This is a genomic window from Campylobacter concisus (genome assembly GCF_002913945.1).
GTDB classification, from domain to species: Bacteria; Campylobacterota; Campylobacteria; order Campylobacterales; family Campylobacteraceae; genus Campylobacter_A; species Campylobacter_A concisus_P.
Genome location: NZ_POZK01000006.1, coordinates 96,090 through 107,081, shown reverse-complemented (window position 1 = coordinate 107,081; position 10,992 = coordinate 96,090). Strand labels below are relative to the sequence as shown.

General features: G+C 37.8%; 14 protein-coding genes and 1 tRNA gene. 8 read left to right on the top strand and 7 right to left on the bottom strand.

Annotation, left to right across the window (positions count from 1 at the left end; genetic code table 11):
* Window positions 1-199: 199 nt before the first annotated feature.
* On the bottom strand, window positions 200-574 hold the full coding sequence (locus CYP64_RS01815; protein WP_103648457.1) for a RidA family protein: 375 nt from the start codon (window positions 572-574) through the stop codon (window positions 200-202).
* A 96-nt stretch (window positions 575-670) separates the two neighbouring features.
* Here CYP64_RS01815 and CYP64_RS01810 point away from each other — a divergent pair, with 96 nt between their 5' ends.
* Complete coding sequence (locus tag CYP64_RS01810) at window positions 671-1,144, top strand: cysteine permease (RefSeq protein ID WP_103648456.1); 474 nt, start codon at window positions 671-673, stop codon at window positions 1,142-1,144.
* Between the two features lie 32 nt (window positions 1,145-1,176).
* Here the strand turns inward: CYP64_RS01810 and CYP64_RS01805 are convergent, their stop codons facing one another.
* From CYP64_RS01805 to CYP64_RS01795, 3 genes are all read right to left on the bottom strand, one after another.
* Window positions 1,177-1,737 carry a Fe-S-containing hydro-lyase gene (locus CYP64_RS01805; protein ID WP_084109801.1) on the bottom strand — a complete coding sequence of 187 codons (561 nt, stop codon included), beginning with the start codon at window positions 1,735-1,737 and terminating at the stop codon, window positions 1,177-1,179.
* Window positions 1,738-1,746: 9 nt separating this feature from the next.
* A complete protein-coding gene (locus CYP64_RS01800; RefSeq protein WP_103648455.1) occupies window positions 1,747-2,592 on the bottom strand; it encodes a fumarate hydratase in 846 nt (281 codons plus the stop codon).
* 243 nt (window positions 2,593-2,835) lie between these two features.
* Window positions 2,836-4,146: a hemolysin family protein gene (locus CYP64_RS01795; RefSeq protein WP_230854001.1), complete on the bottom strand. Its 1,311-nt coding sequence runs from the start codon at window positions 4,144-4,146 to the stop codon at window positions 2,836-2,838.
* A gap of 201 nt (window positions 4,147-4,347) precedes the next feature.
* On the opposite strand from CYP64_RS01795, the gene CYP64_RS01790 reads away from it, so the two are divergent.
* Window positions 4,348-5,661, top strand: a complete 1,314-nt coding sequence (locus tag CYP64_RS01790; RefSeq protein ID WP_103648454.1) for a sodium-dependent transporter — start codon at window positions 4,348-4,350, stop codon at window positions 5,659-5,661.
* 43 nt (window positions 5,662-5,704) lie between these two features.
* Here the strand turns inward: CYP64_RS01790 and CYP64_RS01785 are convergent, their stop codons facing one another.
* A complete protein-coding gene (locus CYP64_RS01785; protein ID WP_103648453.1) occupies window positions 5,705-6,151 on the bottom strand; it encodes a DUF411 domain-containing protein in 447 nt (148 codons plus the stop codon).
* 108 nt (window positions 6,152-6,259) lie between these two features.
* On the opposite strand from CYP64_RS01785, the gene CYP64_RS01780 reads away from it, so the two are divergent.
* The 6 genes from CYP64_RS01780 (at window position 6,260) to CYP64_RS01760 (ending at window position 10,374) form a co-directional block, all read left to right on the top strand.
* Entirely contained in the window at window positions 6,260-7,228 is a 969-nt protein-coding gene (locus tag CYP64_RS01780; protein ID WP_103648452.1) for a putative transporter, read from the top strand.
* A 32-nt stretch (window positions 7,229-7,260) separates the two neighbouring features.
* Window positions 7,261-7,395 carry a hypothetical protein gene (locus CYP64_RS10190; protein ID WP_258032896.1) on the top strand — a complete coding sequence of 45 codons (135 nt, stop codon included), beginning with the start codon at window positions 7,261-7,263 and terminating at the stop codon, window positions 7,393-7,395.
* Window positions 7,396-7,554: 159 nt separating this feature from the next.
* Complete coding sequence (locus tag CYP64_RS01775) at window positions 7,555-8,358, top strand: M48 family metallopeptidase (RefSeq protein WP_103648451.1); 804 nt, start codon at window positions 7,555-7,557, stop codon at window positions 8,356-8,358.
* A 2-nt stretch (window positions 8,359-8,360) separates the two neighbouring features.
* Window positions 8,361-8,843 carry a GNAT family N-acetyltransferase gene (locus CYP64_RS01770; RefSeq protein ID WP_103648450.1) on the top strand — a complete coding sequence of 161 codons (483 nt, stop codon included), beginning with the start codon at window positions 8,361-8,363 and terminating at the stop codon, window positions 8,841-8,843.
* 43 nt (window positions 8,844-8,886) lie between these two features.
* Window positions 8,887-8,974, top strand: a tRNA-Ser gene (locus CYP64_RS01765).
* 209 nt (window positions 8,975-9,183) lie between these two features.
* A complete protein-coding gene (locus CYP64_RS01760; protein WP_103648449.1) occupies window positions 9,184-10,374 on the top strand; it encodes a tyrosine-type recombinase/integrase in 1,191 nt (396 codons plus the stop codon).
* Here the strand turns inward: CYP64_RS01760 and CYP64_RS01755 are convergent.
* A complete protein-coding gene (locus CYP64_RS01755) occupies window positions 10,348-10,533 on the bottom strand; it encodes a hypothetical protein (RefSeq protein WP_103648448.1) in 186 nt (61 codons plus the stop codon). The genes CYP64_RS01760 and CYP64_RS01755 overlap by 27 nt on opposite strands.
* Window positions 10,534-10,560: 27 nt before the next feature.
* Window positions 10,561-10,977 carry a hypothetical protein gene (locus CYP64_RS01750; RefSeq protein WP_103648447.1) on the bottom strand — a complete coding sequence of 139 codons (417 nt, stop codon included), beginning with the start codon at window positions 10,975-10,977 and terminating at the stop codon, window positions 10,561-10,563.
* Window positions 10,978-10,992: the final 15 nt, after the last annotated feature.

Genomic DNA, 10,992 nt, shown 5'->3' with positions numbered 1-10,992 from the left:
GGAATTATATACGAGCAATACTTAAAGATAGTTGAAATATTTAGGGAATTTTAGAAAAAATTGTTAGACGCTTAAAAATTTTAAAGTATGTATTTTTATTATAGGTTTATAGGGTTTAGTTTTTGAAATATAAATTTAGAGAGTTTTTGCTCTCCATCATATTAAACATTAAATTATATGAACTTTTACACAATCTCTATTAATAAGCCGCGATAAGCTCTATTTCCACAAGTACGTCTTTTGGCAAGGTCTTAACAGCTACTGTACTTCTAGCAGGATAAGGCTCTTTAAAAAATTTAGCATACACAGTATTTACTTTAACAAAATCTGCCATATCTGCTAGAAATATTGTAGTCTTTACAGCATTATCAAAAGTAAGTCCTGCCTCAGCCAAGATATTTTTTAAATTTTCAAGCGATTGCTCAGCTTGGGCCTCTACGCTACTACCTGCAAACTCACCCGCTGGTGTGACACCAAGCTGACCTGAGATAAATAAAAATCCATTTGCGCTAATAGCTTGAGAATATGGCCCAATCGCTTGTGGAGCATTTTTTGTTGAGATTTGTTTTTTCATATTTTCTCCTTTTGAAATTTTTTAAAATCCTACTATAAATTTTCTAAATTTTTAGTCTCCAAAAGCTATAATGGGCAAAATTTCAAAAGGATGAAGATGCAAAATATACTCGCACCAAATGAGTTTTTAGATGATTATGTGCTCGGTGCTGAATTGGCTAAAAATGCCGGCATCTCATCAAATGCTTATCTTTTTTGGAAAAACATCATAAGTGCTAAATTTGAAAACTCAAGAATAGTTTTTCTTAGAAAAAATAGCATTCCAGTCAAATTTCAAAACATTATAAAAACCTGCACACCTTTAAATGGCCTTATTCCAACAGGCGTATTTTGCTCTTTTACCTCACTTGCTCCATCTCATCTTGTAGCAAAAAATGGCTCTAAGATCTACGAGCTCTTTAAATTTTATGAGATTTGCGGTATCAAATTTATAGACTTGAAGAAATTTTATGATGATTTTAATCTTAGCTATTCTTATAGAATTTACATTGAAAAGTGCAAATTTTTCTCGCCTGCTCCATTTGAAAAACGCATAAAATTAACTGAAACGATGTGTCTTGGATATTATTAAAGTCCGCTAGCTAGCTTGCTAGCGGGATAAATTTATATCTTTTTGTAAGGTGCTTGGCCAACTTCATAGAAGTTATTGCCCTCGCAGTCAATGGCAACTATTGCTGGGAAATCCTCAACTGTAAGCCTAGCAACTGCCTCTGGTCCTAGTTCTGGGTAAGCTAGCACTTCATATTTTTTGATACTTTGGCTAATGAGCGCTCCGATACCACCGATAGCAACCATATAAACACAGCATGATTTTTTCATAGCCTCGACTACTGCATCACTCCTGTAGCCTTTACCGATCATACCATTTATGCCAACTTCATTTATCATAGTTGGGGTGTATTTATCCATTCTACCACTTGTTGTTGGGCCTGCTGCGCCGATAGCTTGATTTGGCTTGGCTGGAGTTGGTCCGACGTAGTAGATAGTCTCACCCTTTAGTTCAACTGGTAGTTTTTCGCCGCGTGCCAATGTTTCAGTAAGTGCCTTATGTGCAGCGTCACGAGCCGCTATGATAGTGCCTGATATTAGGACATTGTCGCCTGCTTTTAGGCTTTTTACCACCTCTTTATCAAATGGTGCTGTTATTCTTTTTACTTCTGACATTTTCTCTCCTTAAAGCTCGGCATCTGCGTGGCGCGCAGCATGGCAGTTAATGTTTATAGCAACAGGAAGACCTGCTATGTGGGTTGGATACCACTCGACATTTACTTTTACGGCGGTAGTATCACCACCAAGCCCTTGAGGACCAACGCCAGTTTTACAAGCAAGCTCTAGTAGCTCGTCTTCTAATTTGGCATATCTTGGATCAGAATTTTTACTATCGACTGAACGAACTGCCGCTTCTTTTGCCAAAAGTGCTGCCTTATCCATCGTACCGCCTATGCCAACGCCTATTGTTAGTGGAGGACAGGCATTTGGTCCAGCGTATTTTACAGCCTCTAAAAAGACTTTTTTTACACCTTCTATACCATCAGCTGGCACAAGCATTTTTAAAACTGATTTATTCTCACTACCAAAACCTTTTGGAGCTACTTTTATCTTTAGCTTATCTCCTGGCACGATTCTAGTGTGAATGACAGCTGGAGTGTTATTTGTGGTATTTTTTCTCTCAAATAGTGGCTCAGCAACGACTGACTTTCTTAGATAACCTTCAGTGTAGCCTTCCGCAATACCCTCATTTATCGCATCTTCAATATATCCACCCTCAATATGCACATCTTGGCCGATCTGCACAAAAACAACCGTCATACCGGTGTCTTGGCAGATAGGTGCAACGCCCTCTTCCGCGAGCTTAGCATTTTGTAAAATTTTGCCCAAAATGTCTTTGCCTAGTGACGAACTTTCGTTACTTTGTGCCTTTGTAAAAGCAGCCTTTAAATCTGGCGTCACGACATAACAGGCCTGTTTGCAAAGCTTGGCAACGACTTCTCTTATATCTTTTGCATTTATTATTCTCATCTTTACTCCTCGTAAAAAACAATTTTTAATTATATTAACTATATTTAAAATTTAAGATTAAATTTTACTGCTGGATATCTACTCGAAAAATTTATATGAGTTTATTTTGCTTGACTACAACTAGAAGACTTATCTAAAATAAAAATTTAATGAAATAAGCGGATGGTGAAACTGAGTCTAGAGCATCACAATATTGATAGAAATTTACATAACATGGCTTATTTAAGCCATAAATATATAAATTTAAGATTGAATGCTCTCCTCTTCATTTTTTATCTTTTTTCTAACTTTGACTCGTGATATGCTAGCTCCATCCATCTTTCTTACTTCGTAGTAACAGTTTTCGTCCTCGATCTTATCGCCCACAACTGGCAAACGACCGATTAAGTTGAAGACATATCCACCGATTGTAACTTGATCTGTCTCTTCATCAAAGCTTATACCAAGAACCTCTTCAACACTCTCTAGATCGTATCTGCCTTGGAATTCATAAATATTGTCATTTATCTTTTTGTAGTGTTGATCGACTTCATCGTGCTCGTCATTAAAATCACCAAGCACCTCTTCCATTATATCTTCCATCGTAAGAAGTCCGGCTGTACCGCCATACTCATCGACTACAAGTGCAGCTGAAATTTGCTCTTTATTCATCATTACAAGCACTTTTGAAATAGAAAGGCTCTCAGGCACGATGACAAATTTACGAACAATTGAGTCAAAACTCTTCTCTTTGTCTTTGCTAAAGTGAAGCTGCAAAATATCTCTAATGTGTATCATGCCCAAAATAATATCTTTTGAGCCGTCTATATAAGGAAAGCGAGTGTATTTTGACTCAAATACGACTTGTAAATTCTCTTCAAAGCTCTTTTGTTTATTTATACAGATCATATCGCGCCTTGGTGTCATGATCTCTTTTGCGACTGTGTCGCTAAAATCGACTGCATTTTTAATGATCTCAGTCTCAAAACTATCAAGTACGCCACCCTTTAAGCTCTCGCCAACGATGATTTTTATCTCTTCTTCAGAGTGCGCTAGTTCATTCTCTTTAGCTGGCTGGATGCCTAAAATTTTAAGTCCAATGGTCGCTAAAATATCAAAAAGCTTAATTACAGGCGAAAATAGCACCCAAAAAAAGTGAAGTGGACGAGCGATTTTTAACACTGAAGTCTCGGCCTTCGCGATAGCAACTGACTTTGGCACAAGCTCGCCCATTACAACGTGAAGTAGGGTAATAAGCGTAAATGCGATCGCAAAACCAACTGTATGAACTAAGATATCGCTAAAGTTGAAGAAATTTTTAAGTGGAGCTTCTATAAGTCTTGCAACCGCTGGCTCACCGATCCAACCAAGAGCAAGTGAACTTAGTGTGATGCCAAGCTGAGTGGCACTAAGATAGGTATCAAGCTTGTTTGACATTTCAAAAGCAAGCTGAGCGTTTGGCTTTTTCTCTTTGATAAGCTCTTCAAGTCTAGACTTACGAACTTTAACAAGAGAAAATTCTGATAAAACAAAAAAAGCATTTAGTAAAATGAATACAACGGCAAGTATTACCATTAAAAGCGAATTATCGCTACTGGGGTTCAATTATGATCCTTAAGAGTTAAAAATTTTTGCCTGATTATAGCGAATTTATATTTAGCGGTCAAATTATCCGTGCCCAAAAGTAACAACATTTCTTAAATTTAAGATTTATAAAAAGTTCTTAAATCATATTTTGATAACATTATTTTCATCACTAAATTTATGGATTTTACAATGAGCAAAAAGAATTTTTCATCGCGTTGGGCATTTATATTGGCCTGTGTTGGATCAGCAGTTGGCATGGCAAATGTCTGGGGCTTTCCTTACAAACTTGGCACAAATGGTGGTGCAGCGTTTTTACTCATCTATGTTTTTTTTATAGCTCTTTTTTCATATGTTGGTCTAAGCGCAGAGTATGCGATTGGCAGACGTGCAAAAACTGGTACGCTTGGATCATATAAATATGCTTGGCAAAGTAGAAATTTGGGTATATTTGGCAGTATCATCGGCTGGCTTCCGCTTGCTGGCTCACTTTGTATAGCCATCGGCTACGCAGTTATCATCGCTTACGTGCTAAAAGCCCTTACTCAGGCGCTTACTGGCTCATTTATGAGCGTTGATACGAACGTTTGGTTTAACTCATTTGCACTTCAAGATTACTCAGTCTTGCCTTATCATTTTATCATTGTTGCTGGCACACTTCTTACACTATTTTTTGGGGCAAAAAGTATCGAAAAAACAAATCAAATAATGATGCCGCTATTTTTCGTATTATTTAGCATTTTGGCTATAAATGTCGCAATGCTACCAAATGCGTTTGATGGGTATAAATTCCTTTTTATTCCTGACTTTAGTAAGCTTGCAGACCCGATGGTATGGGTTTCTGCGATGGGTCAAGCCTTTTTCTCGCTCTCTATCACAGGATCTGGCATGATAGTTTATGGAGCTTACCTTTCAAAAGATGAAGATATCGTTGAAAGTGCTAAAACTACGGCCTTTTTTGATACTATTGCGGCTCTTGTGGCGGCTCTTGTTATGATCCCAGCGGTATTTGCCTATGCTATGGATCCAGCTGAGGGTCCAAAGCTACTTTTCGTAACGCTTCCAAAAATTTTACAAAATATGATCGGCGGCCAAATTTTTGCGATCATACTATTTACCGCGGTCATCTTTGGCGGTATCACCTCACTTCAAAACATGTTTGAGGTCGTGGCTGAGTCGCTTATGCATAAATTTCCGTTTCTTAATAGATTTTGGACACTCACGCTACTTTGTGCAGTTTGCTTTGGCATAGGAGCATTTATGGAGCCTATTAGCAGTTGGGGGCCTTGGATGGACTTTGTGTCGATCTATATCATCCCAATTGGCGCGGTAATCGGTGCTATTTCTTGGTTTTGGATTATTAAAAAAGAAGAAATTTTAGACGAGATAAATTCTGGAGCAAATAAATCTTATGGTAATTTCTGGTATTTTGTAGGCAAATTTATCTACGTTCCGCTAACATTTTTACTTTGTACCATAGCCGTAAGTAAGGGAATTTCTTTTTAAATTTAGCTCACCAAAAATGAGCTAAATTTAAAAATTTTTGAAGTTATCTTAGTTTTTTTGTGCCGATGTAAGTAGCAAAAATTTCTTGCGAGCCATCTTTTTTAAATAAAATAACATCGTATTGCTCAGCTTTACTGCCTTGCTCCATACCTTGGCTCTCCATCGGCATGCCAGGTACTGCGATACCAACTACGTCTTTTGGCTTAAGCTCTAGTAGGCGCTTTACCTCATCAGCTGGAACATGACCCTCTATGATATATCCATCAATGGTTGCTGTATGGCAGCTTGAAAGCTCTAGCGGCACATTAAATTCTTTCTTAACTTTAGCTATATCATCTACTTTTATGACCTCTTCGCTAAATCCAGCCTTCTGCATCGCCTCACCCCAGCTAGTACAACATCCACAAGTTGGGCTTTTATAGACCTTCATATCAGCCGCAAATGCAAGTGTTGCAAAAAAGCCAAGAGCCAAAAATACTAATTTCTTCATCATTTTCCTTTACGTAAAATTTGCAAAATGATATAGCTCGCATTTAAATTTTATATAAATGCTTAATATTGCTTGCTATAATTCGCCAAAATTTACAAAAGGCACTTTATGTTTTCATCATTTTTTAAAGATAAAAAATGGGCACTCTGGGCTTATGGCGGAGCGCTATTTATCATTTTGCTACTTGTTTATCAAACTCATTTAAATGTCCGCATCAACGAGTGGTATAAAAATTTCTACGATATCGTGCAAAACTCAAAAGATCATGATGTAAGTGAATTTTGGCGTGAAATTTTTAACTTCATAAAAATCGCTATGCCATATGTTGTGACTTACACAGTTATCTCGTTTTTTGCCAGCCACTGGGTTTTTCGCTGGAGAGAGGCGATGACGTTTAGATATCTAAAATTTTGGCAAAAATGTAAGAGTGATATCGAGGGTAGCTCGCAGCGTATTCAAGAGGATGTTTACCGCTTTGCCAAGATAATGGAAAGCCTTGGCGTGCAGGTTTTAAGGGCGATTATGACACTTATCGCTTTCATTCCTGTACTTTGGGAGCTAAGTAAGAGCGTGAGCTTACCTTACATCAAAGACATTGAAGGTTCACTAGTCTATATCGCACTTGTAATTAGCATCGGAGGCCTCATCGTATCGTGGTTTGTAGGCATTAAGCTACCACACCTTGAATATAACAACCAAAAAGCAGAAGCGGCATTTAGAAAAGAGCTGGTTTACGGCGAAGATGACAAGGTTAAATTTTGCGGGCCAAACGTCATGCTAGAGCTTTTTACAGGCGTCAAACTAAACTATTACAAGCTATTTTTGCATTATGGCTACTTTAATCTCTGGCTTATCTCCTTTTCACAAATTCTTGTCATCGTGCCTTATGTCATCATGGGAAATGGCCTATTTAGCGGCGTTATAACGCTTGGTGTGCTTATACAAGCTAGCAACGCTTTTTCTCAAGTAAGAGAGAGCTTTAGCGTCTTTATTGACAACTGGACGACGATAACGGAGCTAAGATCAGTAAATAAACGTTTGAGAGAATTTGAGAGAAATATAAACTACAAAGCGTAGGGGTTAAATTTTTAGGACATAGCGTCTAAATTTTGAATTTTTGCGGTCATAAACCAAGCAGCACACTGAATACACTTTATCATCAGCCAAGTGTCAGGCAAATTTTAAAATTTATGAGCGAGCATATCACGACTCTAAATCTAGTGGCGAGCGGCTACGAGACCTAGATTTAGTAGTCTGCTAAGGCGAGTGAATAAGATTTTAAAATTTGCAAAAAAGTAAATTACTATTTTTGATATCACAAAATTTAATTTTCTCCTCTCGTTTAACAATACATATCCAGCTCAGGCTATAATACGACAAATTTTAATCCACAAAGGATAAAAATGAAAAAGATTTTACTTACATTATTAGCCATTAGCTTACTTTTTGTAGGCTGCACGAGCGTCACAAAGTCAGGCGCCGTGGGTGCTGATCGTGGTCAGTTTATGGCAATACCTTCCGAAGTAATGGAGCAAAGCTCAGCTCAAGCTTACGTCAAGACGCTAACAGCTGCTAGAAGTAAAGGCCAGCTAAACGTCGATCCTATCCTTACAAAAAGGGTTCAAGATATTGCCAAAAGGCTGATCGTTCAAACTGCCGTATTTAGAGAAGACGCCCTAAAATGGAGGTGGCAAGTAAATGTCATTAATGAAGACACACTAAATGCTTGGTGTATGCCAGGTGGCAGGATCGTAGTTTATAGTGGCATTATAAAAAGGCTAAATTTAACAGACGCGCAGCTAGCAGCGGTTATGGGACACGAGATCGCTCACGCGCTTAGAGAGCACAGCAGGGAGCAAGCGAGTGCTGATCAGGCAAAAAATATCGGTATTGTTTTACTAGCAGCTATTACTGGTCTTGGTGATTTTGCAGTAAATGCTTTAAATATAGCTAGCGAATATACAATCATGAAGCCATTTTCTCGCTCACACGAGACTGAGGCTGATCACATCGGTACCGAGCTAATGGCAAGAGCCGGATACGATCCAAAAGAAGCAGTCGAAGTCTGGGTAAAAATGAGCAAGATGAGTGGCGGAAAAGTACCTGAAATTTTAAGCACACACCCATCAAACGAGAGCAGGATAAAAGATCTAAAAGAGATCGCAGTAAAACTTGAACCAGTCTATCAAGCTGCCAAAAGAGGCTAGGCTTGATAGAGCAAGCAAATTTGTGTGATCTTAAAGCGATTACACAAATTTATAATGAATACATTTTAGAAAAAACTGCGACTGCTGATATGCGGCCAGTTTGCACGAAGGAGCGAGAGCCTTGGTTTAAAGCTCACAACAACTCTCGCCCAATCTTTGTCTATAAAGAAAATGGTGAAATTTTAGGCTGGTGTTCACTTAGTGATTTTAATCCTAAAATAGCTTACAAAATAAGTGTAGAAATAAGCATCTATGTAGCCAAAAAGGCTCTTGGCATGGGCATTGGCAAGCAGCTTTTAAGTCGCAGTCTAGATGAGGCAAAGAGGCTAAATCTAAAAAATATTATCGCTTTAATATTTAGTGAGAACAAGGCAAGTCTTGGGCTGTTTTTAAAATTTGGCTTTGAAAAATGGGGTGAACTGCCAGGCGTTTGCCTAATGGATAATGGGTACAAAGATGTCGTTATCTTGGGACTAAAGCTCTAAAACCAAGCATTAAGCAAATAAAGATATAATTCCACTTCTTTATGGGTAGATGTCCGAGCGGTTTAAGGAGCACGCCTGGAACGCGTGTGTGGGGTAACTCACCGAGAGTTCGAATCTCTCTCTACCCGCCACTACTTACAAACAATTATAAACTTTTATCAACTTTTGCAAACATTAAGCCACGATTTTAACGTTATTTTAAAGCCTTTATACATAAAATTACAAACAATTATAAACAATGGCAAACTATTATTATCACAACTTTTTAGCTGACTTTTGGCTGATCGTCTTTAAAAAAGTAGCTAAAAATATAAAAATAGTCAGCCAAAAAGGATTATAAATGCCTAAGTTATCACGCCAACTAACGATCACGCAGTTTAAAAATTTAAAAGCCAAAGAGAAGCCATATTTTGTCAGTGATGGCGATAACCTACTAATTAAGATAATGCCAAATGGCACAAAGTTTTTTATGTATGAGTTTAGAGAAAACGGTAAGAGGCACCGCCTAACTCTTGGTAAATATGATGAAATGAGCCTAAGCGAAGCAAGAGACAAAAGAAGCGAATTAAGATCAAAACTCAATCAAGGAGAGAGCCTAACTCAAACAGCAGAAAAAACAAAATTTAGGGCAGTATTTGAAGCGTGGTATAAAACAAAAAGCAAGTTGAGCGAAAAACAGCAATTTTGGGTAAAAAGGCGGTTTGAAACGTTGTTATTACCAAAACTTGGCGAGATGAGTATAAAAGACATAAGCAGAAAAGACATAATAGCTGCCATTAGTCCCCTACTCGAGGACGAAAAGCTAGAAACAGCCGATAGAGTGCTAAGTATATTAAGCGGCTTTTTTAAATATGCCCTATTGCACGAGTATGTAGATCACAATATAATAGCAGATATTGACAAAAAGACACTACTAGGGCGTAGAGAAGTAAAACATTTTGCATACTTAAAAAATGATGATGAAATAAGAGCTGTATTAATAGCAATAAAAGAATATTTTGGGGATTTAAGAGTAAAAGTGTGTGCGGTTTTTCAATTATACACCGCAGTAAGGGGACAAAATGCTAGAAATGCTAAATGGTCGCAGATAGATTTTGAAAATTGTGTTTGGCATATCCCAGCAAGCGAGATGAAAACGGCAAAGCCCCACGATGTATTTTTATCTCAGAGTGTAATCACCTTATTAAAAACATATCGTGAGCGCTTGCCATTAAAAAGTGAGTTAATTTTTCCGTCCATAAAATCAAATGTGCGCCCTATTAGTGACAACACTATCCGCATAATGCTTAGAAATCTAGGCTTCAATAAGGATATGGTAACGCCACACGGCTTTAGAGCCACGTTTAGCACGATCGCAAACGAAAACATAGATAAACACGGCTGCAATAGTGATGTTATCGAACTTTGCCTCGCTCACGTTGAGAGCAACAAAGTTAAAGAAGCATATAACCACGCCAAAAATTTAAAAGCAAGGGCTAGGCTTATGCAGTGGTGGAGCGATTATTTAGATAGTTTGGGCGGATTTGCCTGATTTATAGGCAGAAATAGAGTTTTGAGAATAATAAATTATCTTAGAGTTGATCTTGCTTGCTGTGATCTTGCCTGCTAGTACTAACCGCCTTAAACTAATAGGCGATGTCAGCCCCAACTCTTTCAAGGCTTCATCACGAGTAATAAATTTATCGCTCATTTTTTATCCTTTAAATTTCGCGGTAATCTAAACATCTTTATTAAACCTCCTTTTTTCTCGAGCAAAATATGCGCCTAAGCCTGCGTTTTTTAATTCTGGCGCCTTTAAAATTTCAAAGAGTTTTTCTAAGATTTCATCTACTTCTAGATCGGGAACATCCAAATCTATTTCAAATACAAGCCCTGTCTCCTCAGGCTTGAAGCGGCATCGGCTGCCTCTAAAAGAACGGCACACAATATAGATCTCAAACTCCCAATTAAAGCTGATGCTGCAAGATACGCGCGCATTTTTTGTTTGTATTTTGCTTATCCTGTCCCCCAAGAGGCTTAATTTTGCCAGCACCTCTCTTAAGTCACTAAGACACATAAAACTCTCCTTAAATAGTTTATTTTCCATATATCCTAATCCACATATTTTCTCTACGGAAACACCTTTTGCATTCATTTTCTAATCCTTTCT